Origin of the sequence: Mesorhizobium cantuariense (assembly GCF_042647205.1) — a bacterium.
Classification (GTDB): domain Bacteria; phylum Pseudomonadota; class Alphaproteobacteria; order Rhizobiales; family Rhizobiaceae; genus Mesorhizobium; species Mesorhizobium cantuariense.
This window is the reverse complement of record NZ_JBHRVD010000001.1, coordinates 6,914,289-6,938,637: the sequence shown is the minus strand read 5'-3', so window position 1 is coordinate 6,938,637 and position 24,349 is coordinate 6,914,289. Positions and strand designations below refer to the sequence as shown.

Genomic DNA, 24,349 nt, shown 5'->3' with positions numbered 1-24,349 from the left:
GCCGGCGGTTGCGTGACAACGCAACCGCCGGCCGCAGAATGCGGTTCGATCAGGCGATCAGCACACGCGGCTCGAAGCGGCCATTGACGGGAATATCGAGCAGAAAGGTCATGCCGCCCTGCAGATCCAGCAGACGCTGCTTCTCATCCTTGCCCGACCAGGCGGAGGTGACCGCCAACCGGTCGGCCTTGGCGCCGACAAAGGCCGGGCAGGATGGCTGCGTCACCGGCATGGCGACCGTGCGGACGAGCTTGCCGTCGGGTCCATAGGCTTCAATGACGCTGCCGCCCCAGACGGCGTTCCACAGGATGCCGTCGCGGTCGAGCACGGACCCGTCGATATAGCCCTTGGCCGAGCGGTGATCGACGAACACCTTCGGCTCACCGGCAGGCAGGCCGGTCGCCGGGTCGCAGGCGACGCGCATCAGCAGCCCGGTCGAGGTGTCGGTGTAGTAAGCGATCTTGCCATCCTGCGAAAAGCAGATCGAGTTCGACACGGTGATGTCCGAAAACAGGCGGCGCAGTTCGCCCTTGAAAAACCAGTAGATCGAACCGGCGCCCTTTTCCTCCTTCTTGCCCATCGTGCCCATCCACAGGGCACCGCAGGGATGGACCCGGGAATCGTTGGAGCGCGTGACCGGGTTGTCGGCCTCAACAGGTGTGTGCAGCGTCAGTTTGCCGGTCGCGACATCGCGGACATAAAGGCCGGTCTCTGTGGCGATCAGTTGGCGCTTCTCGTCGATGACGGCGATGGCGCTCGCCATCCGGCCAAGCTCATGGACGGTGGTCGCGCCGCCGGACAGGCGCTTTTCCAGAAGCTGGCTGTTGACGATGTCGAACCAGAACAGCGTATCGGTGGCGGGATCGTAGCTCGGCCCTTCGCCCAGCTGGCAGACGTGATCTGAAAAAACCGAAACGATCGCTTCACTCATCATGCTTCTCCGAACACCGCATCCCAGGCCGTAACGGCGGCGCGTGCGCGCGCCGCGACGTCGTCGACGCTCATGCCCGGCTTGAACAGGCTGGAGCCCAGTCCAAAGGCCGTCACGCCCGCCGCCTTGTAGCCGGCAAAGTCTTTTTCAGAGACGCCGCCGACGGCGCCGACCACCGTCTGCGCCGGCAACACCGCGCGCATCGCGGAAATACCGCCGGCGCCGAGCACGCTCGCCGGGAAGAATTTCAGGGCCGAGGCGCCGAGCTTGATCGCCAGGAAGGCTTCGCTCGGCGTGAACACGCCGGGCATGGTCACCATGCCGTAGTGCGTGGCACGCGCCATCACCTCGGCATCGATGTTGGGGCTGACCAGCAACCGACCGCCGGCCTTGTGCAAGCCATCGACATCGGCTGGCGTCAGCACCGTGCCGGCGCCGACCAGGGCGGTTTTCGGCAGCACGTCGACAATCCGGGCGATCGACGAAAACGGCTCGGGTGAATTGAGCGGCACTTCGATGGCCTCGATGCCGGCGTCGAACAGTACCTGGCCGATTGCGATCGCCTCGGTCGGCTTGAGGCCGCGCAGGATGGCGACCAGCCCGCGCTTGAGCTTGGGAAAAGGTGCGGTCTGGCTCATAGGGCTGCTCCAATTCTGGCGATCATGCCATTCTCGCGCGCCGCCTCGACGAGGCCGGCACGCACCGCCTCGTCGGCATCGACGGTTCGCACGCCGAGCCCGGCGAGGCCGAGCGCCTCACTGTAGAGCGTGGCCAGCGCGCCGGAGGCAACCAGCACGACAGGTTCCGCGCCGGCGCCATGGCGGCGGCTGGCGGAGGCGATTTCGCCGCCGATCAAAAGCCCGGACAGGCAAGCCGCGGCATCGTCGGCTTTCAGATCCTGGAGCAGTCCGGCGGCGCGGATGGAAAACAGCCGGGAGGTGACATCGCCGCCTTCGCCCAATGCGGTTTCGCACCAACGTCGGAAGAACGGATTGCCAGAAACAACCGGTCCTGGATGTTCGCCGAGCGAATGGCGCAGGATCGAGTGGGCGGCAAGCACGGAAAACAGCTCTCCGGTCGGCCAGGTGCCGAAACCGGCAACGGCGCCGTCCTCGACCAGCACCCATTTCGAATGGGTGCCGGGCATGCAGACCAGCTGGCGTCCCTTGGCCGGCAGGCCGGCGCCGGCAAGCTGTGTTTCCTCGCCACGCATGACGTCGGGCGCGTCAGTCAGACGCTGGGCAAGGCCCGGAACGATGCGGATGTCGCGGCTCTGGCCGGGCACCCCAGCCGCACCGGCCAGGATGGCACGGAGCGGCGCTGGCACCGTCACATACGGCGCCTCCAGCCAGCCCTGGCGGGAGCCGGCCATGCCGCAAATGATGACGGGCAGCGCTTCCGGCGCTCCCATCGCCGCCAGATGCCCTTCGAGAAGGACCGAAAAGCCCTTTTGCTGGGCGGTGATCAGGCCGTCATCGCTGCGGCGTTCGGCAACAACCTTGCCCTGTCCGTCGATCAGCCAGACCCGCATGCGGGTCGTGCCCCAGTCGACGGCGGCCAGCGCCGGCGCGTTGCCAGCAAACCCTGGGCTCACAGGAAACCTCCATCGACGATCAGCATCTGCGCGGTCAGCATGCGCGATGCGTCCGAGGCCAGGAACAGAACCGTGCCGACGATGTCGTCCGGCTGCATGACCTGCTTGATGCACTGCTTGGCGACATGGGCGGCAAGCGCCTGTTCGGTCACCCAGAGATCCTTCTGCCGCTCGGTGATCACCCAGCCGGGCGCAATGGCGTTGACGCGGATGCCGTCCACGCCGAGCTTGCCGGCCAGCCCCTTGGTCAGGCCCAGGATACCGGCCTTGGCAGCGGTGTAGGACGGCATGTCGGGATGGTTGATGAGATAGGATGTCGAGGTGAAGTTGATGATCGAGCCGCCGCCGGCCCGCTTCATGCCCGGCGCCACCGCTTGCGCGGTGAAGAAATGCGGCCGCAGATTGATGGCCTGGTTGTTGTCCCAGAATTCGACCGTCACGTCCTCGACGGCGTGGCGTTCGTCCCAGGCGGCATTGTTGACCAGCACGGTGACATCGCCATGCGCCTGCGCCGCCCTGGCCGCCGAGGCCTGCAAGGCCTCGACGTCGCGCAAATCGGTCTTGAGATAGAGCGGCCGCCGGCCGAACTCTTTCTCGATGCGGTCGGCGAGGATCACGCTTGGGCCGTCGGCGATGTCGATGAAGGCGACATTGGCGCCCTGGCGCACAAAACCCTCGGTCAGTGCCGCGCCGATTCCGGAGCCGCCGCCGGTGATCAGCACCGAGGTTCCTTCGAGGTCGGCAAAATGCGCCGATGGCATCATCGTTCTCGTCTCCCAGCGTGGCCGGCGCGCATCCTAGCCACGCAAGGCGCGCGGGCAAGGGCGAACCGTCGAATTTCAGGGCTTATGTCAGACAAAACGACAATGCGCCGCACTGAACACGCGGCGCCATCATCAGGATTGGCGGCGGCTTCGGGATCGAATGTCAGATCGCCTTGGCGCGCAAGGCACCGCGGAAGGAATCGCGGAGATAGCCGAGCGTGGCGTCGGCATCGACCGGCTTGCCGAACAGATAGCCCTGCCCGCCGGCGCAGCCGAACTGGACGAGGCGATCGGCCTGCGCTTCCTGCTCGATGCCTTCGGCGACCACGTCCATGCCGAGCCCCTCGCACATGGCGAGAATGGCACGGATGATGTGTTCGGACGGTCTATCATCGAGAATCGAGGAGACGAAGGCGCGGTCGATCTTGAGCTTGTCGAAATGGAATTCGCGCAAGCGGCCGAGCGAGGACTGGCCGGTGCCGAAATCGTCGAGCGAGACACGGATGCCGACACGGCGCAGATCCTCGACGATCTGCGCGGCCGAGGCAGGGTCGTTCATCAGGCCGGTCTCGGTGATCTCGATCTCCAGCCGGCGCGGATCGAAGCCGGTGCGGTCGAGGATCGCCAGTATGTGCAGGCCGGTGTTCTGGTCGACGAGCTGCGAGGGCGACAGGTTGAACGACAGGAACAGGTCCTTCGGCCAGCTTCTGGCGGCCTCCGTCGCCTTGCGCAGCACCAGCTGCGATAGCGGGCCGATGATGCCGCGCTCCTCGGCGATGGGAATGAAGACGGTTGGCGGCACCGAGCCGAGATCGCGGTCGGTCCAGCGCGCCAGCGTCTCGAAGCCGATGGTGCGGCGCGTGTTGAGATCGACGATGGGCTGGAAATGCGGCTCCACCTCGCCGGCCGAGACAGCGCGGCGCAGCGCCTGTTCGATGCGGGTGACGCGCTTGGCCGCTTCTTCCATCTCGCGGGTGTAGACGACGACGCGGCCACGGCCGGAACGCTTGGCGTGGTAGAGTGCCGTTTCTGCCTTGTTGATGAGGATCTCGGTGGTCTCGTCGCCAGAATAGAACAGCGAGCAGCCGACCGACGCCGAGAGCCTGGCGGTGCGTTCGCCGACATCGTAGGGCGCCGACAGGATCTCGATCAGCATGCGCGATTTTTCGGCCGCCGCTTCCTCGCTGAACACCAGGGGGTAGAGAAAGGCGAACTCGTCGGCGCCGATGCGGCAGACCGTGGAGTGGCCATCCATCGAGGCGCGCAGCCGCATCGCGACCTGGATCAGGATATCGTCGCCGGCCTTGTGGCCGAACAAATCGTTGATCGGCTTGAAGCCGTCAAGGTCGAGAATGCCGACGGTAAACGGCGCCGGGTCGTCGGCACGATCGGCGATCAGGCGATCGACCTTGTCGAAGAAGCGGCGATGGTTGCCAAGCCCGGTCAACGGATCTGTGAATGCCAGATCCGTGCTCTCCCTGTTTGCCTGACCGGTGCCAAACGAAGTTTGCATCGGTGTCCCTGTTTTGTGACGTCGGAATTTATTTCCAGACTGGCAGCAAACCCTTTAGGAAACGTATCGCGAAATCGATTTTTCGCGGCAAACCGCGACCTGTTCCGAAGGATCGACGCGAGGTGCTCATTCGGACTCAAGAAAACGAAGACGCGCAAGCCGCCTTGTCACCAAATGACCGGCAGGGCCGAGCTTACGGTTGTCTGATGCCAATCTTCAAAAGGTCGCGATTGGCAGACGGGCAGTGAGCCTGTACAGGCAAGACAGTCGCCCATCAGAGCCGCCGGAGACCCGCCATGAAGCTGAAAATCGCCGTCCAGATGGACCACATCTCCACCGTGTCGATCGCCGGCGACACCTCGTTCGCACTGTCGCTGGAGGCGCAGCGGCGCGGCCATCTTCTGTTCCACTACACGCCCGACCGGCTGTCGCTGCGCGACGGCAAGGTGTTTGCCCGCATCGAAGAAATGCAGGTGCGCGACGAGAAGGGCAGCCACCATTCGCTGGGCGAGAAGGTGCGTACCGATCTGTCGGAGATGGACGTCGTGCTGCTGCGCCAGGATCCGCCCTTCGACATGAACTACATCACCACCACGCACATCCTCGAGCGTATCCATCCGAAAACGCTGGTCGTCAACGACCCGGCATGGGTGCGCAACAGCCCGGAAAAGATCTTCGTCACCGAATTTGCCGACCTGATGCCGGACACGCTGATCACCAAGGATCCGCTCGAAGTTGCTGCCTTCCGCAAGGAGTTCGGCGACATCATCGTCAAGCCGCTCTACGGCAATGGCGGCGCCGGCATCTTCCATCTGCTCGAGGGCGACCGCAACCTTGCATCGCTGTTGGAAATGTTCGGCCAGATGTTTCGCGAACCCTATATCGTGCAGCGCTATCTCAAGGACGTGCGCAAGGGCGACAAGCGCATCATCCTGATCGACGGCGAGCCGGTCGGCGCCATCAACCGAGTGCCGGCGGAGCATGATTCCCGCTCCAACATGCATGTCGGCGGCCGCGCCGAAAAGGCCGAGCTGACGGAACGCGAGCGCGAGATCTGCGCCCGCATCGGGCCGTCGCTGAAAGAGCGCGGCTTCATCCTCGTCGGCATCGACGTCATCGGCGACTACATGACCGAGATCAACGTGACGTCGCCCACCGGCGTGCGCGAGGTGCAGCGCTTCGGCGGCGCAGACATCGCCAGCCTGTTCTGGGACGCGGTCGAGGACAAGCGGAAGTAACCGTTTTCATTTTGTCTTAACCATGTTCCGCTTTTGCAACTTGGCTCTGTTCGGCTGCAACCTACGCGCTCAACTGTTCCTGTAATGTTCTTGATTTGACCAAGGAATTGTGATTGTCTCCCCTAGGGGCCGTTCCTGGCCCGATCGCACGGGCTGGGGCAAGCCCATATCCGGGGGCAGAAAATGGTGGCGCGGGTTCGCACGGTCGCTTTCCAGGGCATCGAGGCCGTGCCGGTCGACGTGCAGGTGATGATCGCGCCCGGCAAGGTCAACATGCACATCGTCGGCCTGGCCGACAAGGCAGTGGCCGAAAGCCGCGAGCGGGTGCAGGCAGCACTTCATGCTTCCGGCCTGTCGATGCCGTCGAAGAAAGTCACGGTCAACCTGGCGCCCGCCGACCTGCCCAAGGAGGGCGACCTGCCCAAGGAGGAGTCACTACGATTTGCCGATCGCGCTCGGCCTGATGGCCGCACTTGGCGCCATTCCGGGCGACATGCTGGCCGGCTATGTCGTGCTTGGCGAGTTGTCGCTCGACGGCACGATTGCCGCGGTCGCCGGAGCCTTGCCAGCGGCGATCGCCGCCAATGCCGAGGGCAAGGGCCTGATCTGTCCGTTCGCCTGCGGGCCAGAAGCCGCCTGGGCGGGGCGGGAATTCGACATTCTGGCGCCGCGCAGTCTGATCGCGATTGCCAATCATTTTCGCGGCACGCAGGTGCTGTCGCGGCCGGAAGCCGGCATCCACGCCGCAGCGCGCGACCTGCCCGATCTTGCCGACATCAAGGGACAGGAGACCGCCAAGCGGGCGCTGGAGGTGGCGGCGGCCGGTGGGCATAATCTGCTGATGATCGGGCCGCCGGGCTCGGGCAAGTCGATGCTGGCGCAGCGGCTGCCGTCGATCCTGCCGCCGCTGGCGCCGAAGGAATTGCTGGAAGTCTCGATGATCGCCTCGGTGGCGGGTGAGCTCGGCGAAGGCAAATTGACCGACAGGCGGCCGTTCCGCGCCCCGCACCATTCGGCTTCGATGGCGGCGATGGTCGGCGGCGGCATAAGGGCGCGGCCCGGCGAAGTGTCGCTCGCCCATCACGGCGTGCTGTTCCTCGACGAATTTCCCGAGTTCACGCCGCAGACGCTCGACGCGCTTCGCCAGCCACTGGAGACCGGCGACTGCATGATCGCGCGGGCCAACCATCGCGTCACCTATCCGGCGCGTATCCAGCTGGTGGCGGCGATGAACCCGTGCCGCTGCGGCATGGCCGGCGAGCCGGGCTATCGCTGCCTGCGCGGCGAGCGCTGCCGCACCGACTACCAGGCGCGCATTTCGGGCCCGTTGCTCGACCGCATCGATCTCCGGATCGAGGTGCCGGCGGTCTCGGCCAGCGACTTGATCCGGCCCGACCGGGCGGAGAAAAGTGCCGATGTGGCGCTGCGCGTGGCGCGCGCCCGCACCATCCAGCGCGAGCGGTTCGAACGGCTCGGCGCTACCCGAGCCACCACCAACGCGCATTGCGCGCCCTCGGTGATCGAGGAGATCGCCATGCCCGACGCCGCTGGCCTGTCACTGCTCAAGGACGCCAGCGAAAAGCTCGCCTTTTCGGCGCGGGCCTACCACCGCGTGCTGAAGGTGGCGCGGACCCTCGCCGATCTCGAAGCCAGCGAGACCGTCGGCCGCATCCATCTGGCCGAAGCGATCTCTTATCGCATGAGCTCGGAGCGGATGGCGCAGGCGGCTTAGCGAACGCGCATCCCTTGCGCGTCGAAAATGCGCGTGCGGCCGGGCTGGAAGCGCAGCGTTATGGTCTCGCCGAACCCCGGCTGGTCCTCGCGCCGCTCGGCAACCACCGTTTCGCCGCTCGGCAGCACGCCGTGAACGTAGGAGGTCGATCCGAGGCGCTCGGTGACGTCGACGGCAAGCGAAAGCTCGACTCCTTGCTTCTCGTCGAGATGTTCCGGCCTGATGCCCAGGCTGACCTCCTGGCCATTGCTTAATCTCGACGCCAGGTGAGAGATGTCGACCCTGGCATCGCCGACGCGCAGCGCCTTGCCGTCATCGGCCACCGTCGCCTTGAGGAAATTCATGCGCGGCGAACCGATGAAGCCGGCGACGAAGGCATTGTCGGGATCGTCATAGAGCGACAGCGGCGTGCCGACCTGCTCGATTTTGCCGGCCTTCAGCACGACGATCTTGTCGGCAAGCGTCAGCGCTTCGGTCTGGTCGTGCGTCACATAGACCATGGTGCGGTGGATCGACTGGTGCAGGCGCTTGATCTCGGCCCGCAATTCCGTGCGCAAGGCCGCGTCGAGGTTCGACAGCGGCTCATCGAACAGGAATAGCTTGGGGTCGCGCACCAGCGCCCGGCCGATGGCGACGCGCTGCCGCTGGCCGCCGGACAACTCACGTGGCTTGCGACCCAGCAGCGGTTCGATCTGCAGCAGCTTGGCCACCGCATCGACCTTCTCGCCGGATGTCTTGCGGTCTAGCCCGCGCATCTTCAGCGGGAAGGCGATGTTCTCGGCCACCGACATGGTCGGGTAGAGCGCATAGGACTGGAACACCATCGCCACGTCACGATCGCGTGCCGGCAGGTTGGTGACGTTGCGGTCGCCGATGACGATGGTGCCGGAATCGATCGGGTTCAACCCGGCAACCGCATGCAGCAATGTCGATTTCCCGCAGCCGGATGGCCCGAGCAGCACGACGAAGGAGCCCTCCTCGACCTCGACCGAGATGTCATCCAGCACGCTGACCGCACCGTAGGATTTCGACACCGACCTTATCGACAAATTCGCCATCGGATCTAACCCTTCACGCTGCCGAGTGTCATACCGCGCACAATCTGCCCCTGGACCAGAATGCCAAGCACGATCATCGGCAGCATGATGAGGGTGGCGGCGGCGGTGAGCGCGCCCCACTGGATGCCCTGGAATGTCAGGAACGAGGTGATACTGACGGGAAGCGTCTGCGTGTCGCGGCCGGTCAGCACCAGGGCGACGAAGAACTCGTTCCAGGTGAACAGCACGCACAGGATCAGCGTCGCCACCATGCCGCCGCGGGCTGCTGGCAGATAGACATGCCAGAACACGCTGAACTCGCGCGCGCCGTCGACGCGAGCCGCATCGCGCAATTCCTTTGGGATGTCGTCGAAGAAGGTGATCAGCAGCGAGATGGCGAACGGGACGTTGACGAATGCATAGGCCGCAATCAGCAGCCAGTGCTGGTTCAGCGCGCCGATCCGCGTCGCCAGATAATACATCGGGATGACGAACAGCAGTGCCGGGGCGATGCGCAGGCTGAGGATGAATTTTTCCTTGGAGCGGCGCAGGTCGCCCGGCTGCTGCGCCAGCCCGTAGGCGGCGACCGAGCCAACCGCCACCGCCAGCGCGCTGGACAGGATGGAGATGATGAAGGAGTTGGCGAAGGCGCTGAGGAAGCCGCGGTTGGCGAACACCGTGCGGTAGTTTTCCAGCGTCGGACTGAACAACCAGACCGGCGGAATGGCGAACGCATCGCGCGTCGTCTTGAACGAGGTGACGACGACCCAGTAGAGCGGGAACAGCACCGCCAGCAACAGCAGAAGCAGCCCGAGATAGAAACCCGCACGCCTGGCCATCAGCGCTCTCCCGCTTTCGGGAACAGAACACTGTACATGGTCAGCAGCGCGACATTGGTGAAGATGGTCAGGATGATGGCGATGGCCAGCGCGTAGGAGATGTCGAAATTGGTGAAGGCGGCGATGTAGCCATAATAGTTCAGCGTCTCGGTCGACAGCGCCGGTCCGCCGCGGGTCATGATGTAGAAGAGATCGAAAGCCTTGATGCTGTCGATCGCCCGGATCAGCGCGACGATGGCGAGCGCCCGGCGCAGCATCGGCAACAGCACATACCAAGTGACCTGCCATTCGCGCGCGCCGTCGACGCGGGCGGCATTGAGCGGATCGGTCGGCGCCGATTCCAGTGCCGCCATCACCAAAAGGATGACGAAGGGCGTCCACTGCCAGATGTCGGCGATAAGCACCGAATACAGCGCCAGCTGCGGGCTGCCCAGCCAGTCGACCTGCGACAGGCCGGCCAACGACAGAAGATAATTCGCCATGCCGGTGGCCGGATCGAAGAGGAAGCGCCAGGTCAGGCCGACAACCACCGGCGTCATGATGATGGGCACCAGAAGCAGCGTCCTGACCAGCCGCTTCATGGCGAAGTCGCGGTCGAGAAAGAGCACGACGGCGAGCCCGAGCGCGATTTCCACCACCGTCGCCAGCGTCGTGAACAACACCGTGCGCCACAGTGCCGCCATGGCGCGTGGATCGCCGAAGAAGCGCAGATAATTGTCGAGGCCGACGAATTTCTCGCGCCCGGCGCGCATCAGCGACAGGTCGTGCAGCGAAATCCAGACCACGAACAGCGTCAGCGCGACCGATGCCACGGTCAGGCAGAGGATGATCGGCTGGAAGAAGTGCCTGGTCGGGTCCGACGCTGTTGTTGCCACGATGCTCAATCCATCAGTTCAGGATATCGCCCTGCCGCGCACAGGGAGCGCACGCCGCAGGGCACGCCTGCCCGCTTATCGGGCGAGCGCGGCGTTGTTGGCTTCATCTGCCTCTTTCAGGGCGTCGGCGGTACTGGCGGTGCCGGAAAGCGCCTTGGAAACGGCAATGCCGGTGTTGTTGATGATCTCATTGGCCTGCTCGACGGTCGGCAGATATTGCGGATTGCCGGCGTTGATGGCGGCAATCATGCCTTCCTTGAAGGCGCCGTAGCGCTTGTTGAAGCTGTCACTGTTGAGCACTGCAAGCGATGTCACGCCGGAGTTGGGATCGGTTTCGATCGCCTTCAGCTGCTGCTCCTTGGCGGTCGCCCAGGCGGCGAAGAACGCGGCCGCCTCCTGGTTCTTGCATTCGGCCGAGACATACATCGAATGGACGGCAAGCGACGACGAACCGCCCTTGGGCGAGGACGACTTCATCGGCACCGGCACATAGCCGACCTTGCCGACCACCGAGGAGGCGGCGGGATCTTCATTGTAGGCGCCGTTGACCGTGGCATCGAGCGTGATCGCCGCCTTGCCCTGCTGGAACAGCAGCCGGTTTTCCTCCCAGCCGAAATTGGCGACGCCGACCGGGCCGTAGTCCTTCAGCACCTTGGTGAAGGCGTCGAGTGCCGCGACCCCCTCCGGCGTTGCCAGCGCCGATTTGCCGCTGGCATCGAGAAACGACCCGCCGAAGCCCCAGAGATAGGCGGCCCAGACATAAACGCCCTGGATGCCTTGCTGGCCGCGCATGGTGATGCCGGCGATCTGCTTGTTGGTCTTTTCCGAAATCGTCTTGGCCGCGTTCTCGATGTCCTCGAACGTCTTGGGTACGGGGAGACCATACTGTTCGAACAGGTCCTTGCGGTACATGACGAAGGTGCTCTCGCCATAGACCGGAAGCCCGTAGACCTTGCCGTCGAGAACATTGGTGTTGAAATAGCCGGGCACGAAATCGGCCTTGTCGAACTGCGCGGCATGCTTGGCCAGGAAGTCGTCGAGCGGCACGATGAAGCCGGACTTCACGAATCCGGGCAAATAGATGATGTTGTTCTGGACGACGTCATAGCGTCCGGACTTGGAGGAGAACTCCAGCAATTCCTTTGCCGTGATATCGCCCTCGGGAACGATTTCGAGCGCGACGTCGATGCCGGTCTGTTGCTTGAATTCCGGCAGCATCCTCTGGATGGCGTCGGTTGTCGGATGGCCTTCGAGCAGCACCGACAGTTGCACCCCGTCGAACGGCTTGTCCTGCGCAGAAGCCGGCAAGGCCGTGGCAAGTGCGGCGATGGCCGCGGTAAGCATCAACACATTGCGTCTGGTAAGCATGTTTTCGTCTCCCATTGTTGGGCCGCTTGGCCTCGTTCAAATTCTCTCTATCTGTCTGTTTGGGCGTGATCTTTTCTGAGAACCAGTTTGCATTTTTCGCTTCGCTGACCTTCGGTTCGGGATCTAGCCGAGGCGCACGATTTCGCCGCTCTCCGCCGATTGCATCATCGCCAGTGTCAGTTCGAGCGAACGAAGCGCATCGCGGCCGCTGGCGATCGGCATGTCAGCGCCATCCAGCCAGCCCAGCAGGCCGCTGAGCTGACGCGCCAGGTCGCCGTCGAGGCGGCCGTTGACGACAGGCCAATGCTGGGTGTCGATCTCGCGCGAGCTTTCATTGCTGGCGTAGTAGAGGCCACTGTCGCCGCACTGGACTTCGAACGAGCCTTCGGTGCCGATCAGCTCCATGCGGGCATCGATCATGTGGCGGGCGCCGGCCGGCAGCGACCAGGCACTTTCGAAATTCACCACCGTGCCGCCGGAAAAGCGCACGATGGCAGCCAGGCTGTCCTGCGTGCCGGAGGCGCCGAGCAGCCTGTCGGTCTGCTGGGCGTAAACGGAGACCGGGTGCTGCCCGACGAGCATCCACAGCACCATGTCGACGTCGTGCACGGTGACATGCAGCGCCAACGGCAGCTTGCCGCCATAGCGCTTGGGGCCCTCGGTGCGCGCGCTGTTGCGGCGGGCATAGATGTGGATCGGCTCGCCGATCTTGCCCGATGTCATCAACTCCCTGGCCGCCGCGTAGCGCGGGTCGAAGCGCAGGAGATAACCGACGCCGAGCTTGACCTTGGCCGCCTCGCATGCCGCGATGATCGCCTGTGCATCCTCGACCTTGGAGGAGATCGGCTTTTCGACGAAGACGTTGATGCCGGCCCGGGCAACTGCAACCGCCGGCGCCAGATGCAGATTGTCGGGGGTGCAGATCGAGACGAGGTCGAGGTCGCGCTCGGCTGCCAGCAGCGCCTCGTGGCTGGCGTAGACCTGGCAGCCCGGCGCCTTGGCGGCAACAGCGCCCGCCAGATCCAGATTGGGATCGACAATCGCCGCCAGTTCGCAACCCACCATGTTGGCGAAGATCGCGGCGTGCATCGAGCCCATGAAGCCCGCACCGATGACGGCGACGCGGCGGCGTTCGATCATGACTGGTTCCTCTTCAATTGCGGGTTGGCGCTCCAGGATGCGACCTGGTCGACGAAGCCACGGGTGATGGCGTCGGGCCGCGTGATGGCGCCGCCGACAACGATGAAACGGGCGCCGAGCTCGAAACAGCGGACGGCCTCTTGCGGCGTCCAGATGCGGCCTTCGGCGACAAACGGCAGGCCGGCGCCGGCAAGCTGTTCCATCAGCTTGAAGTCTGGCCCGCGCTGCTGGTTCGAGTAAGGCGTATAGCCGGCCATTGTGGTGCTGATGACCGAGGCGCCGGCATCGATGGCGCGCTTGCCTTCGTCGAGCGTGCTGACATCGCCCATCGACAGGCGACCCCTGGCCGCGATCGCGTCGAGCATCGCCCTGAGATCCGCCGGACGCGGGCGGTTGGTGGCGTCCAGCGCGACGATGTCGGCGCCGGCGTCGATGATCGACGCCACATTGGCAAGCGTCGGGGTGATGTAAATCTCGGTGTCGGCACGGCGGGCCTTGATCAGGCCGATGATGGGAACGCCAACCCGGCGGCGGACGGCCTCTATGTTGGCGGCACCCTCGATACGAACACCAGTCGCGCCGCCGAGGACAACCGACCGGGCAATGGCGGCAATGTGCTCAGGAGCGTCGAGCGGCATGCGGGATTCGGCCTGGCACGAGACAACCAGCGTTCCATCGAGCTGAGCGAGCACATCGGCTTGCACCTGGGGCATCTCCTTCGAGCGTTACCCCCCTAGACAACCGTGGATGAAACTTTTTGTCAAGCAATCATTTGTGATGAAGATTTTCGCCACAAAGCAGCGCCGCCCCAAGCAGGCCGGCGTCGGCGCCCGCCTGCGCGGCGACGATCGGCCGCTGGAAAATGCGCGGCAGCTGCAGGGAACGTGCCTGCAGCGCCTCGAGGAAGCCGTTTGCCAGGCCGACGCCGCCGCCGACGGCGAAGCAATCGACATCGACGGAAGCCGTCAGATCGGCAAAGGCGTCGACCAGCGCATCGACGGCAGAGGCGATCACCTCCGCGGCGATCCTGTCGCCTTGCGCAGCGGCTTCGAACAGGTCAGGCGCGCCAAACGGGCGGCCGAGCCGCTCGCTGCCGCGACGGGCAAGTGCGGTGCCCGACGCGATCGTTTCCAGGCAGCCGCGGCGGCCACAACCGCAGGCGACACCGCCGGGGTCGGACATGGTATGCCCGACATGGCCAGCCAGCCCGGTGGCGCCTGTCAGCAAGCGGCCGTCGACGACCAGGCCGCAGCCAATGCCGGTGGAAACCGTGAAGAAGGCGAAATTCTTGAAGCCATGGCCGGCGCCGACGGAGAATTCGGCCCAGGCCGCCGCCTGGGCATCGTTGACGACCAGCGGCGGCACGCCGAGCGCCTTCTCGAGCGCCTGGGCCAGCGGATAGCCGTTCTCGATCGGCAAGGTCTGCGGATTGAGCGCGGTCAGCGCCCCGTCGCGAACGATGCCGGTGGTGGCGACGGCGACGGCGCCGACCGCGTGTTTCGGTGCCAGGCTGGCAATCGCGGCGACAAGATCGTCACCTCTGCCGGTCCTCGGCGTCGCCGTCTGCCGCCGGTCGAGCACTTGCCGGCCGAGGACTTCGGCGGCGGCAATCTTGGTGCCGCCGATGTCGATCGCCAGGACAGGGCGCTCAGAAGCTGCGGTCACTCACCACCTCCGCCGTGCGGCCAAGCAGCACCAGCCGTGCCGGATCCTGCCGCGTCATCTCGGCCACCAGCGCATCGACGATCAGCAGCTGGCTGATCTTCGACGGGAAGGCACCGCCGGTCAGCGGCGTTTCCGGCCAGGACGCGATCAGGGCAAGATCGCAGGCGGCGACCAGCGGGCTCTTCGAGCGGTTGGAGATGCCGATGACGAAGGCGCCTTGCGATCGGGCCAACTCGGCGATGCGCACCGCGTCTATGGTCGAGCCCGAGCTCGAAATCACCACCTGCACGGTGCCTGGCTGCGTGGTTCCCGCCGCCATGACCGCCAGATGCGCATCGCCGAGCGCACGGCTCAGCTTGCCGATGCGGGTCATCTTGTAGGCTAGATATTGCGCCGTGATGGCGGAGGCGGCGATGCCGAAGCAGTCGATCGCCGTCGCCGCCAGCAGCTGTCGAGCAGCCCTGGCAATGTCTTCCCTGACAATCAGCTGCTCGGTCTCGCGCAGTGAGATGATGGCGGTTTCCACCAGCCGCTGGATGTCGTCGGTCGGCAAGCCGATGTCCCTGGCCCGCTCGTCGGTCGCCAGTTCCTTGGCGAGCGCGAGCTTGAAATCCTGGAAGCCGGTAAAGCCCTGGTCGCGGCAGAAACGCATGACGCTGGCCTCGGACGAGGCGGATGCCTCGGCAAGCTCGGTTATGCTCTGGCGCAAGGTGGCTTCGGGTTGCGCCAGCACCGTGTCGGCGACGCGCGCCAGCGCCGGCGTCATGTCTCCAGCCGCCGCCCTCAGCGAGGCAATAAGCGCATGTGTCATGGAATTCCCTGCTGCTACGATTCTTCTTGCCCGAGCATGATCTTATCCAAAAACCGATTCCCACTTCTTGGGATCATGCTCGATCCCTGTTTGAGCATGATCTCGTCCAAAAACCGGTATCCACTTTTTGGGATCATGCTCAGAAATGCTCCGCCACCCAGGGCGACGGTCCGGCGAAGAGCTGGTCACACAGGCGTATGTCCGCCGCAGTACCGACGACCTGGCCATACTGCGCCAGTTTCGAGGCGCTGCGAAAGCCCGTGAATATCTGCACGAAGGCTGGGGTCTGCAGGGCGATGGTCGGGTACTCGCCGGTCGCCTTGCGCACCTCCACGCCACCGGCCTTGATCTCGATCTCCAGCGCCGTCTCCGCCTGGCCGATCCGCAGCGCCAGCCCGGCCGCGTCGACATGATAGCCACGCTGCCGCAAGGCGGTGGCGGGATCGAGCACCCTGGCCAGCCACTCCTCCTGATGGGCAAGACGCCAGCCCTTGTCCGGCATCGCCGCCACCAGATCGTCCTGCGGGCCGCCATGCCAGCGCACCACAGGATAAACCGAGCGGAACCTGGCCAGGAAGGAAAGCACGCCTTGCGCTGCCTCCGGAGAGCCGGCGTACCAGTCGCGGACCATCAGGCAGGCCTCGTCGCCCATGTCGAGGATGAGATAGGCCGCGTCATCTTCAGCCAGATAGGCGGCCAGCGCATCCGTCGGCTTTCGACGCAATTCATTCCAATGCGGTTGGCCACGGCTGAGCAGCCCGGCTTCCCGGGCCGTCTTGGCGGCATAGGCGCCGGCGATGCGCGGATCGTCCAGATCGACGCGTTCGAAGGCGAGCTTGCTTGCGGCCGGCAAGCTGGCCGTCTCGGCCTCGTAGATGATCTCGTGGCCGGCGAGCTCGAAACCGCTCTTGCGATAGACCGGCCGCGTCGAGGCAAACAGCGTGGCGATGGCCGCACCTTTGCCTTGTGCCTCCGCACACAAGGCATCGACGAAGGGGACGGCCAGGCCCCGGCCGCGATGCTCCGGCGCGATCGCCAGATGGGCGATGTTGGCCGCCCGCACCGGCTTGCCATGGAAGACATGCGCCGTCTCGAGCAGCGCCGCACAGGCGGCCGCCTTGCCCTCGCTGCGCAGCAGCCGCAGCGAGGAGAGGCCGACATTGGCGATGTATTCCTCGGACCGCGTCTTGCCGAAGCCGAAAGCCCAGCTTAGCAAGGACGCGATCTCAGGGCCGTCCTTGGCGGTGGCCGGCTCGACCGCGGGTATGAAGTTTTTTTTCATATCTTTTCCATATTTGGAGATTTCCATCATAGCTTGAAAATATCCATACGCAACCGTCAACTCGGCTGCGGCGCCTCGTCGCGTTGGTGACGCCGCGTCGCCTTCCGCGATCACGCCATAACCGCCCCCCAACGAATCGACCATCTCTGCAGTGCGGACCTGATTGTCCGCTTGGCCGGCGTCCTCCCCCACCCAACGGCCCCCACCGAACGGGCGCCGGCCATTTTCTTCCTCTTCACCAGTCATCGACGCCGGACTAAAGTCTTGGCGGCTGCATTGGACATTCCTTATTCAGACAATACGAATATGATTGCGGTTGAGGGTGTACCGCTATGTTCATAGACTATTACGAAGTTTTGGAAGTTAGCCCGAACGCCAACTCGGAAACGCTGGAGCGCATATTTCGCTATTTTGCGATGCGCTATCATCCAGACAATCAGCACACTGGCGACGAAGCCCGCTTCAGCGAAATCGTCGAAGCCCACAATACGCTCAAGGATCCGGTCAAGCGCGCTCAATACGACATCGCGTATAGAGACCATGCCGGCCTTCGCCGCGAGTTGACCGAGGAAGCCAGCAACACCAAAGGCATCGAGCGGGATGTCGTGATCCAGGCCAAACTGCTGTCGCTGCTTTACGCGAAGCGCCGGCACGACGTCACCAATCCTGGGGTCGGAGATGTAGAGCTCGAACGCCTGTCAGGCTGTCCGCGAGAACATCTCGAGTTTCATCTCTGGTATCTGAAAGCAAAAGGCTGGATAGCAAGAGTGGAGAACGGGACGATCGCGATTACGGTAGAGGGCATCGATCGCGCCAACTCCGAACACCGCCGCGATCCCACTATTCGGCTCCTGGACCATACAGGTTCCTAACGCCTCTGGCTGGAAGCCAGGTCAAAGACCCCGCAGCCTGTGGTTCTTTAGCCCTGCTTCGCTTTCAGCTCCAACCGCCGCGCGTGCAGCACCGGCTCGGTGTAGCCGTTGGGCTGAACGCGGCCTTTGAGCACCAGATCACAAGCGGCCTGGAAGGCGATCGACTTGTCGAAATCGGCCGCCATGGGCTGGTAGAGCGGGTCGCCCGCATTCTGGCGGTCGACGATATCAGCCATGCGCTTCATCGTCGCCATCACCTGTTCCTCGCTGCACACGCCGTGATGCAGCCAGTTGGCGATGTGTTGTGAGGAGATGCGCAGCGTGGCGCGGTCTTCCATCAGGCCGACATCGTTGATGTCAGGCACTTTCGAGCAACCGACTCCCTGATCGATCCAGCGCACGACATAGCCGAGAATACCCTGCGCGTTGTTGTCGAGCTCCTTCTGGATGTCTTCCGGCGACCAGTTCGGACTCACCGCGACGGGCACCGACAGGATGTCGTCGAGCTTTGCCTTGGACCGGTTCTTCAGTGCGGCCTGAACGGCGTGGACATCGACCTTGTGGTAATGCGTGGCATGCAGCGTCGCCGCCGTCGGCGACGGCACCCAGGCGGTGTTGGCGCCGGCCTTGGGGTGGGCAATCTTCTCGACCAGCATCGCCGCCATCAGATCGGGCATCGCCCACATGCCCTTGCCGATCTGGGCATGGCCGGCCAAGCCGCATTCCAGCCCGGTATCGACATTCCAGGCCTCGTAGGCGGAAATCCAGGCGGCCTGCTTCATGTCGCCCTTGCGGATCATCGGGCCGGCTTCCATCGAGGTGTGGATCTCGTCGCCGGTTCGGTCGAGGAAGCCGGTGTTGATAAACACCACCCGCCCCCTGGCCGTGCGGATTGCCTCCTTGAGGTTGACGGTGGTGCGCCGCTCCTCGTCCATGATGCCCATCTTGATGGTATTCTTGGCCATGCCGAGCAGCGCTTCGACGCGGTCGAATATCTCGACGGCGAAGGCAACTTCCTCCGGCCCGTGCATCTTGGGTTTCACGACATACATCGAGCCGGCGCGGGAATTGGCGCGGCGGCCGTTCGGCCCGACATCGTGCAGCGCGATCAACGCCGTCATCGCCGCATCCAATATGCCTTCCGGCACCTCGTTGCCGTCGCGGTCCAGAATCGCCGGGTTGGTCATGAGGTGGCCGACATTCCTGACCAGCATCAGCGAGCGGCCGGGAACGGTCAGCGTGCCGCCGGCTGGCGCGGTGTAGGAGCGGTCGGGATTGAGCCTGCGGACAAAACTCTTGCCGCCCTTGGTGATCTCTTCCGCCAGATCACCCTTCATCAGGCCGAGCCAATTGCGGTAGACGACCACCTTGTCCTGCGCATCCACCGCCGCGACCGAATCCTCACAGTCCTGAATGGTGGTCAGCGCCGATTCCAGGATGACATCGGCGATGCCTGCCGGATCGGTACGGCCGATCTGGTTGTTGCGGTCGATGACGATCTCGATGTGCAGCCCGTTCCGCACAAGCAGCACGGCATCGGGATTGGTGGCATCGCCACGGTAGCCGACGAATTGCCTGGGGTCGGCCAGCGTCGTCGAGCCGGCACCGGCGCTCAGCCGCAACGCGCCCTGCGCCAGCGACAGACCATTGACGCCGGCCCATTTGCCCGAGGTGAGCGGGGCAGCCTCGTCGAGAAAGGTCTTCGTCCAGGCAACGACCTTGGCGCCGCGCGCCGGATTGAAGGCTTTGCCCTTTTCGGCGCCATCCGTTTCGGGGATGGCATCGGTGCCGTAGAGCGCATCGTAGAGCGAGCCCCAGCGCGCATTGGCGGCGTTCAGCGCATAGCGGGCATTCATCACCGGCACGACCAGCTGCGGTCCGGCAACGATTGCGATTTCCAGGTCGACATTGTCGGTCGACACGCTGAAGGCCGGGCCTTCCGGAACGATATAGCCGATCTCCTTGAGGAAGGCCTTGTAGGCCTCCATGTCGACGGGGGCGCCGTGGTCGCGATACCAGCCGTCGAGCTTCTCCTGCATGGCGTCGCGTTTTGCCAGCAGTGCCCGGTTCTTGGGCGCGAGGTCATGGACGATGGCCGAAAAACCGTTCCAGAAGGCGTCCGCCTCGATGCCCGTGCCCGGCAGCGCTTCCCTGGCCACGAACTCATGCAGCTCGCGGGCGATCCGCAATCCGGCGATCTCGATGCGATCGGTCATCAGGCTACTCCAGATGAAAGGCTTTGCGGGCCTTTGGCATGTCAGGGGTGCAGGGTCAATTCAGCTTAGGGTGAAGGGGACATATTTAGCGGCCGGTGACGCTGCCAATCTCCCCCCGTGTGGGGGAGACTGGCAGCTTCGCCGCCTCATTCTAAACCGCAATCCTTGGCCTTCCCGAGGCCACCGCCACCACATGCGCCTCGATGAACATGCGCTGGGCTTCGACGGTTGAGACGCGGAATTCGGTCGCGACGTCGATCTCGGCGCTGTCGGTGCCGGCATCCCTGGCGCGTTGGGCGACGATGGCGCGGACGTCGGCCTCGGCCGCTGCGATCGCCGCCGCCTCGTCGAGGAAATCGCGCACGGTTTCACCCGAAGCAAGACGAAACAGCCCTTCCTGGGGCTGGCTGACGCGCGCCTCGGCCGACACCCTGACCTGGCCGACGACGGCGCCGAGCGCATTGGCGACATCGGTATCTTCCGGCACCACGCAGTCATTGCCGATCAGCGGCGGCAGGCCGGCGTAATGCAGCGGCGCCGAGGCGCCAAGGCCGATGACCGGGCGGTCGAGCGCCACGCTCAGCCGTGCAATGCCGGGATGCGCGTCGACGGCGCGCTGCACCAGCGCATGCGCCACGGTTGACGCGCCATCGAGGCCGTCCTCGGCAAAGGCGGTTTCGAGGATATATTCGGCCGACCAGCGCGTCAGCGTCACCAGCACCCGCTCCGAGATCGCTTCCGGCGAAGCCGCGATGAACTGGCCACGGCCGTCGCGCTTGCGGGCGAACAGTTCGGCGCCGAGGCGCGCGGCGACCGGATCCCAGTTCGCCTGCTTGCCCAGCACGTGGGCGGCGTCCGACGGGGTGAAGCCGGCGACATGCACCAGCCCGCGCGACACCAGCCGGTTCAGCGTCGCGTTCTGCGCGTTGGAGGTCAAAAGCCTGTCGACAGCGAGCGGTACGGCACCAATCAGCTCGTAGAGCTTGGCTTCGGCGCCGGTCAGCCCGGCGGCGAGCCGGTCCGGCACGCCGGTGCGCACCGCGAAGCGGCCGTCCATGCGGCCGGGATTGGGCGCCCGCAATTGCCGTTCGAGTTCCGATGTGACGGCGTTGCCATGCGCCATGCCGGCCAGCGCCAGCGGCACCAGGCGGCGCGGTCCAAGCAGGATCTTCGGGTTGAGCGCGCCATCTTCCAGCGTCACTTCGGAATCGCCACCGAGGCCGAAGGTGCGCATGGCGACGGCCTCGACCATGGTGCGGAAGCCGCCGACGGTGGCGCCTTCCGGATCGAGCCTGGGCCGGCCGCCGTCGAGCACAGCGACGTCGGTGGTGGTGCCGCCGATGTCGGACACCATGGCATTGTCGAGCCCGGTCATGTGGCGGGCGCCGACCAGGCTGGCGGCCGGGCCGGACAGGATGGTCTCGATCGGCCGCTGGCGCGCAAACGCGGCCGAAACCAGCGCGCCATCGCCGCGCACCACCATTAGCGGTGCTGCGATGTTGCGCTCTTCGAGAAAACCTTCGGTTGCCGCGACCAGCCGGTCGATCATCGAGATCAGCCTGGCGTTGAGCAGCGTCGTCAGCGCCCGGCGCGGGCCGCCGAGCTTGGCCGACAGCTCGTGGCTTGATGTGACCGGCAGGCCTGTCTTTTCGCGGATCAGCTCGCGGGCGGTGATCTCGTGCGCCGGATTGCGGGTGGCGAAATAGGCGCAGACGGCAAAGCCGGACACCGAGGCGCCGAGTTCCGGCAACGCAGCCTCCAGCCCGGACAGGTCTAGTTTCGCAGCATTGCCGTGCACGTCGTGGCCGCCCGGACAGAACACCGCCGGATCGGTGCCGAGGGCGGCCTTCAGCCCGTCGCGGGCGAGGTCGCCCTCGGAAAAGCCGATCATCACCAGAGCGACGCGACCGCCCTGGCCCTCGACCAACGCATTGGTGGCAAGCGTCGTCGACATCGAGACCAGCTTGATCGCGGCGGGATCGGTGCCGGCCTTCCGCAGCACCGCGTCGACGGCGCCGGAAATGCCGACGGCCAGATCATGCCTTGTGGTCAGCGCCTTGGCCTTGGCCAGCACCTTGCCCTTGTTCGGCCCCTCTTGCGGGCCTTCCGTCTCAGACCACAGCACGGCATCGGTATAGGTGCCGCCGGTGTCGATCCCGAGGAACAGCGGCTTTGGCTTTGGCTTGGTCTTGGCGGTCATTTCTGATGGCGGTCCAGGTGGGGAATTTACGTGTCCCTGCCCTTAGCCGATACGGAGCGGGCGATAAAGCTGCGAGCGCTGGGCCACGTGTAATCTCCCCCCTTGAGGGCATATGCGCTAAGATAGCTTCGGCATGGACTGAAATTTGCGCTTTCGTGGTGGCTCACGCCATCGATGTCGCAAGGCATGGAGATTTTGGCGCAGGGCTGCCAAGGGAGGTTGAGCAAAGATCGCTGCGATCAGAGAGGCGACGATCTGGCGGGTGGCGCGCCACAGCAGCGGGCGCCCGTCGCTCAAGGGGGAGAGACACCCAACTCCTGCGAAAGGGGTTCGGTCACAAGCGCGATGAGGAAGTGGGCAAGAATCCAAGGCTTTGCGATCCTTGGGTCTTTGGCTGGAGGCGCGCGCAGTCCGATCAGGCTCTTCAGACGCTTGAAGGCGAGCTCGATGCGCCAGCGCATGCGATAGAGCTTGAGAACTGTGCCGGAGGGAAACTCCTCCTGGTCAAGCGAGGTCACAAGGATGACAAAGCCGGCGGCAATCAGCGTCTCCGGTTGAACCTGCTTGCCCTTGGCCTTGGCTTCCTTGTTGATTTTGCGCCGCGCTTCTTGTGTCGCAGCCTCGGATTTGCGCAAGGCGATCAGGCGCATCTTCAGGGGCTCGCCCTTCTTGAGGCCCAGCCAGACAGGCGTTTCGATGACCTCCTCCCGGCAGCTCTTCAGGTGGCCGATGAGATCGAACGCCTTGCCGTTGGCGTCGAGCCATCGCACATTCTTCCACGGCGCGCGCACGACAACGTCGCCGTCTTGCGCCATGACCTTTGCGATCCGCTCGGCCTGCAGATAGGCGCGGTCGCCGATGCGGATCTCGCCCGGCACCACCGGCACGCGGTCGATCAGCTCGGCCTCGCTCTGGTCGGTGATCTCGAGGAAATCGAACTGCTCGCGCTCAAGATCGAAGGCGCAGTGCATACGCCAAAGGCCATTGTTCTTCTTCTCATGCACACCCGCCTTGGCAACCGATGTCGCATCGAGGATGCGGATCAGCCGGCCCTTAGGCAAGCCTTCCTCCTCGCGCTTCAAAAGGTGCCCGATCAACTGCTGCAGCCACGGCCCTGCATTGCGCAGCCGGCCGAGCAACGCCACGTCCGAGATGTCGGCGATCCCGCTTGCCGCCGCCCAGGCCACGACGCCCCGCATGCCCACCTTGCCAAGGCAGTAAGCCAGTGTCAGGCGCAACAGATCAGTAGCCGACCTGACGCCCCGCGGCCGCAGAAACGCCTTCGTCTCGCGGGCACTCCCTGCAATCAACTCTTCACCGCCGAGGAGCTCAATCGTCTCGGCCCAGCCGTCATCTACAAGCGATTCGTGAGTCATCGCAGCGTAGAATCACAACCGATTCCCCACTGCAACACCTATCTTAGCGCATATGCCCGCAAGGGGGAGATGGCCGGCAGGCCAGAGGGGGTCGCCGCGCGTGAAGCGCTGACCTCATCTTCGCCCTTGCATGGCGTCGCGTCAGGACGTGCCGACCCCCTCTGTCGCCTTCGGCGACATCTCCCCCTCGAGGGGGGAGATTATCCGCTCAACCCACAAATCCGACCTTCTTGTGTGTCCCGTCGCAAAACGGCTTGTTCGCGGAATGGCCGCAGCGGCAGAGGAAGGTGCGTTGCGTGCGGTCGATCGTGTGGCCGGTGCCGGTGACGATCTCGACATTGCCTTCGAGCTTGAGCGGGCCGTTGGTGGTCGGCGTCACCTTCAGCGGGCCATTCCTCGCCTCAAGCGCCGGCGTGTCCTTCAGCGGCGGCTCGCCGGTGGCGGCAAAACCTGACTTGTTGTGGCTACCGTCGCAGAACGGTTTGTTTTCCGAGGCGCCGCAGCGGCAGAGCGTGGCGCGATTAAACGTTTCGCCATCGAGCACGATCTCGGCATGCACGGTCAGCGGGCCGTTTTCGCGCAGCCGCACGGTGTTGACCACCGGCGGCTGCTCCTGCGGCCCGCCATCCTTTCTGATGTAGGTGATGGCGCCCGAGGGGCAGCTTTCGGCTATCGCCACCACCTTCTCGACGCTGGCCGCGTCGGGATGGATCCACTGGCCCGGCGCGTTGGGCACGAAGACGTGCGGATCGCCGAGCACGCAGTTGCGCGAATGGATACAGCGCCTGCCGGAGAATCCGACGTCGATCTTGTCGCTTTCGACCATACCGGCCATGGCTGAGCTCCTTTTGCCTGAAGCACGTCGCATCCGAATGGACGCGGCGCGCTCTGGGTAT

At 64.6% G+C, this 24,349-nt stretch carries 20 protein-coding genes and 1 pseudogene; 3 read left to right on the top strand and 18 right to left on the bottom strand.

Going from position 1 to position 24,349, the window contains the following annotated elements; translation table 11 throughout:
• Positions 1-49: 49 nt before the first annotated feature.
• The 5 genes from ACFOJ9_RS33960 to ACFOJ9_RS33940 all read right to left on the bottom strand — a co-directional run bounded on the left by ACFOJ9_RS33960 (position 50) and on the right by ACFOJ9_RS33940 (position 4,802).
• Positions 50-931 (bottom strand): SMP-30/gluconolactonase/LRE family protein, encoded by an 882-nt coding sequence (locus ACFOJ9_RS33960; RefSeq protein WP_378985782.1) that lies wholly within the window; start codon positions 929-931, stop codon positions 50-52.
• Positions 931-1,569 (bottom strand): 2-dehydro-3-deoxy-6-phosphogalactonate aldolase, encoded by a 639-nt coding sequence (locus ACFOJ9_RS33955; protein ID WP_378985780.1) that lies wholly within the window; start codon positions 1,567-1,569, stop codon positions 931-933. The genes ACFOJ9_RS33960 and ACFOJ9_RS33955 overlap by 1 nt, the downstream gene beginning before the upstream one ends.
• On the bottom strand, positions 1,566-2,525 hold the full coding sequence (locus ACFOJ9_RS33950; RefSeq protein ID WP_378985778.1) for a 2-dehydro-3-deoxygalactonokinase: 960 nt from the start codon (positions 2,523-2,525) through the stop codon (positions 1,566-1,568). The genes ACFOJ9_RS33955 and ACFOJ9_RS33950 overlap by 4 nt, the downstream gene beginning before the upstream one ends.
• Entirely contained in the window at positions 2,522-3,289 is a 768-nt protein-coding gene (locus ACFOJ9_RS33945) for an SDR family NAD(P)-dependent oxidoreductase (RefSeq protein ID WP_378985776.1), read from the bottom strand. Before ACFOJ9_RS33945 ends, ACFOJ9_RS33950 begins: the two co-directional genes overlap by 4 nt.
• Before the next feature lie 163 nt (positions 3,290-3,452).
• Positions 3,453-4,802 (bottom strand): putative bifunctional diguanylate cyclase/phosphodiesterase, encoded by a 1,350-nt coding sequence (locus ACFOJ9_RS33940; protein WP_292658899.1) that lies wholly within the window; start codon positions 4,800-4,802, stop codon positions 3,453-3,455.
• 296 nt (positions 4,803-5,098) lie between these two features.
• Between ACFOJ9_RS33940 and gshB the strand changes: the two genes are divergently transcribed.
• Positions 5,099-6,040, top strand: a complete 942-nt coding sequence (gene gshB / locus ACFOJ9_RS33935; protein ID WP_378985774.1) for a glutathione synthase — start codon at positions 5,099-5,101, stop codon at positions 6,038-6,040.
• 183 nt (positions 6,041-6,223) lie between these two features.
• Positions 6,224-7,772, top strand: a pseudogene (locus ACFOJ9_RS33930) (YifB family Mg chelatase-like AAA ATPase).
• Here the strand turns inward: ACFOJ9_RS33930 and ACFOJ9_RS33925 are convergent.
• From ACFOJ9_RS33925 to ACFOJ9_RS33885, 9 genes are all read right to left on the bottom strand, one after another.
• A complete protein-coding gene (locus ACFOJ9_RS33925) occupies positions 7,769-8,830 on the bottom strand; it encodes an ABC transporter ATP-binding protein (RefSeq protein WP_378985772.1) in 1,062 nt (353 codons plus the stop codon). The pseudogene ACFOJ9_RS33930 and the gene ACFOJ9_RS33925 sit on opposite strands and share 4 nt — an antisense overlap.
• 5 nt (positions 8,831-8,835) lie before the next feature.
• Complete coding sequence (locus ACFOJ9_RS33920; RefSeq protein ID WP_378985770.1) at positions 8,836-9,648, bottom strand: carbohydrate ABC transporter permease; 813 nt, start codon at positions 9,646-9,648, stop codon at positions 8,836-8,838.
• Positions 9,648-10,523, bottom strand: coding sequence for a carbohydrate ABC transporter permease (locus tag ACFOJ9_RS33915; RefSeq protein WP_378985768.1), 876 nt, complete (start codon positions 10,521-10,523; stop codon positions 9,648-9,650). The genes ACFOJ9_RS33920 and ACFOJ9_RS33915 overlap by 1 nt, the downstream gene beginning before the upstream one ends.
• A 75-nt stretch (positions 10,524-10,598) precedes the next feature.
• On the bottom strand, positions 10,599-11,891 hold the full coding sequence (locus tag ACFOJ9_RS33910) for an ABC transporter substrate-binding protein (protein WP_378985766.1): 1,293 nt from the start codon (positions 11,889-11,891) through the stop codon (positions 10,599-10,601).
• A gap of 123 nt (positions 11,892-12,014) precedes the next feature.
• Positions 12,015-13,031, bottom strand: coding sequence for a Gfo/Idh/MocA family protein (locus ACFOJ9_RS33905; protein ID WP_378985764.1), 1,017 nt, complete (start codon positions 13,029-13,031; stop codon positions 12,015-12,017).
• On the bottom strand, positions 13,028-13,744 hold the full coding sequence (locus tag ACFOJ9_RS33900; RefSeq protein ID WP_378985762.1) for an N-acetylmannosamine-6-phosphate 2-epimerase: 717 nt from the start codon (positions 13,742-13,744) through the stop codon (positions 13,028-13,030). Before ACFOJ9_RS33900 ends, ACFOJ9_RS33905 begins: the two co-directional genes overlap by 4 nt.
• A gap of 55 nt (positions 13,745-13,799) precedes the next feature.
• On the bottom strand, positions 13,800-14,696 hold the full coding sequence (locus ACFOJ9_RS33895) for an N-acetylmannosamine kinase (protein WP_378985760.1): 897 nt from the start codon (positions 14,694-14,696) through the stop codon (positions 13,800-13,802).
• Positions 14,680-15,507 carry a MurR/RpiR family transcriptional regulator gene (locus tag ACFOJ9_RS33890; RefSeq protein ID WP_378985758.1) on the bottom strand — a complete coding sequence of 276 codons (828 nt, stop codon included), beginning with the start codon at positions 15,505-15,507 and terminating at the stop codon, positions 14,680-14,682. Before ACFOJ9_RS33890 ends, ACFOJ9_RS33895 begins: the two co-directional genes overlap by 17 nt.
• 139 nt (positions 15,508-15,646) lie before the next feature.
• Positions 15,647-16,789: a GNAT family N-acetyltransferase gene (locus ACFOJ9_RS33885; RefSeq protein WP_378985756.1), complete on the bottom strand. Its 1,143-nt coding sequence runs from the start codon at positions 16,787-16,789 to the stop codon at positions 15,647-15,649.
• Between the two features lie 332 nt (positions 16,790-17,121).
• On the opposite strand from ACFOJ9_RS33885, the gene ACFOJ9_RS33880 reads away from it, so the two are divergent.
• Positions 17,122-17,661 (top strand): J domain-containing protein, encoded by a 540-nt coding sequence (locus tag ACFOJ9_RS33880; protein WP_378985754.1) that lies wholly within the window; start codon positions 17,122-17,124, stop codon positions 17,659-17,661.
• A gap of 47 nt (positions 17,662-17,708) precedes the next feature.
• On the opposite strand, the gene ACFOJ9_RS33875 is transcribed toward ACFOJ9_RS33880, so the two are convergent.
• The 4 genes from ACFOJ9_RS33875 to ACFOJ9_RS33860 all read right to left on the bottom strand — a co-directional run bounded on the left by ACFOJ9_RS33875 (position 17,709) and on the right by ACFOJ9_RS33860 (position 24,288).
• Positions 17,709-19,877: a malate synthase G gene (locus ACFOJ9_RS33875; RefSeq protein WP_378985752.1), complete on the bottom strand. Its 2,169-nt coding sequence runs from the start codon at positions 19,875-19,877 to the stop codon at positions 17,709-17,711.
• A 151-nt stretch (positions 19,878-20,028) separates the two neighbouring features.
• Complete coding sequence (locus ACFOJ9_RS33870) at positions 20,029-22,077, bottom strand: hydantoinase/oxoprolinase N-terminal domain-containing protein (protein WP_378985750.1); 2,049 nt, start codon at positions 22,075-22,077, stop codon at positions 20,029-20,031.
• Between the two features lie 293 nt (positions 22,078-22,370).
• Positions 22,371-23,453, bottom strand: a complete 1,083-nt coding sequence (locus ACFOJ9_RS33865) for a transposase (RefSeq protein ID WP_056580349.1) — start codon at positions 23,451-23,453, stop codon at positions 22,371-22,373.
• 208 nt (positions 23,454-23,661) lie between these two features.
• Positions 23,662-24,288 carry a CDGSH iron-sulfur domain-containing protein gene (locus ACFOJ9_RS33860; protein WP_378985748.1) on the bottom strand — a complete coding sequence of 209 codons (627 nt, stop codon included), beginning with the start codon at positions 24,286-24,288 and terminating at the stop codon, positions 23,662-23,664.
• Positions 24,289-24,349: the final 61 nt, after the last annotated feature.

Coding starts and splice junctions, on each gene's coding strand:
- ACFOJ9_RS33960 (WP_378985782.1), bottom strand. CDS start 931: ATGAGTGAAGCGATCGTTTCGGTTTTTTCAGATCACGTCTGCCAGCTG.
- ACFOJ9_RS33955 (WP_378985780.1), bottom strand. CDS start 1,569: ATGAGCCAGACCGCACCTTTTCCCAAGCTCAAGCGCGGGCTGGTCGCC.
- ACFOJ9_RS33945 (WP_378985776.1), bottom strand. CDS start 3,289: ATGATGCCATCGGCGCATTTTGCCGACCTCGAAGGAACCTCGGTGCTG.
- ACFOJ9_RS33940 (WP_292658899.1), bottom strand. CDS start 4,802: ATGCAAACTTCGTTTGGCACCGGTCAGGCAAACAGGGAGAGCACGGAT.
- gshB (WP_378985774.1), top strand. CDS start 5,099: ATGAAGCTGAAAATCGCCGTCCAGATGGACCACATCTCCACCGTGTCG.
- ACFOJ9_RS33925 (WP_378985772.1), bottom strand. CDS start 8,830: ATGGCGAATTTGTCGATAAGGTCGGTGTCGAAATCCTACGGTGCGGTC.
- ACFOJ9_RS33920 (WP_378985770.1), bottom strand. CDS start 9,648: ATGGCCAGGCGTGCGGGTTTCTATCTCGGGCTGCTTCTGCTGTTGCTG.
- ACFOJ9_RS33910 (WP_378985766.1), bottom strand. CDS start 11,891: ATGCTTACCAGACGCAATGTGTTGATGCTTACCGCGGCCATCGCCGCA.
- ACFOJ9_RS33905 (WP_378985764.1), bottom strand. CDS start 13,031: ATGATCGAACGCCGCCGCGTCGCCGTCATCGGTGCGGGCTTCATGGGC.
- ACFOJ9_RS33900 (WP_378985762.1), bottom strand. CDS start 13,744: ATGCCCCAGGTGCAAGCCGATGTGCTCGCTCAGCTCGATGGAACGCTG.
- ACFOJ9_RS33890 (WP_378985758.1), bottom strand. CDS start 15,507: ATGACACATGCGCTTATTGCCTCGCTGAGGGCGGCGGCTGGAGACATG.
- ACFOJ9_RS33885 (WP_378985756.1), bottom strand. CDS start 16,789: ATGAAAAAAAACTTCATACCCGCGGTCGAGCCGGCCACCGCCAAGGAC.
- ACFOJ9_RS33880 (WP_378985754.1), top strand. CDS start 17,122: ATGTTCATAGACTATTACGAAGTTTTGGAAGTTAGCCCGAACGCCAAC.
- ACFOJ9_RS33875 (WP_378985752.1), bottom strand. CDS start 19,877: ATGACCGATCGCATCGAGATCGCCGGATTGCGGATCGCCCGCGAGCTG.
- ACFOJ9_RS33870 (WP_378985750.1), bottom strand. CDS start 22,077: ATGACCGCCAAGACCAAGCCAAAGCCAAAGCCGCTGTTCCTCGGGATC.
- ACFOJ9_RS33865 (WP_056580349.1), bottom strand. CDS start 23,453: ATGACTCACGAATCGCTTGTAGATGACGGCTGGGCCGAGACGATTGAG.
- ACFOJ9_RS33860 (WP_378985748.1), bottom strand. CDS start 24,288: ATGGCCGGTATGGTCGAAAGCGACAAGATCGACGTCGGATTCTCCGGC.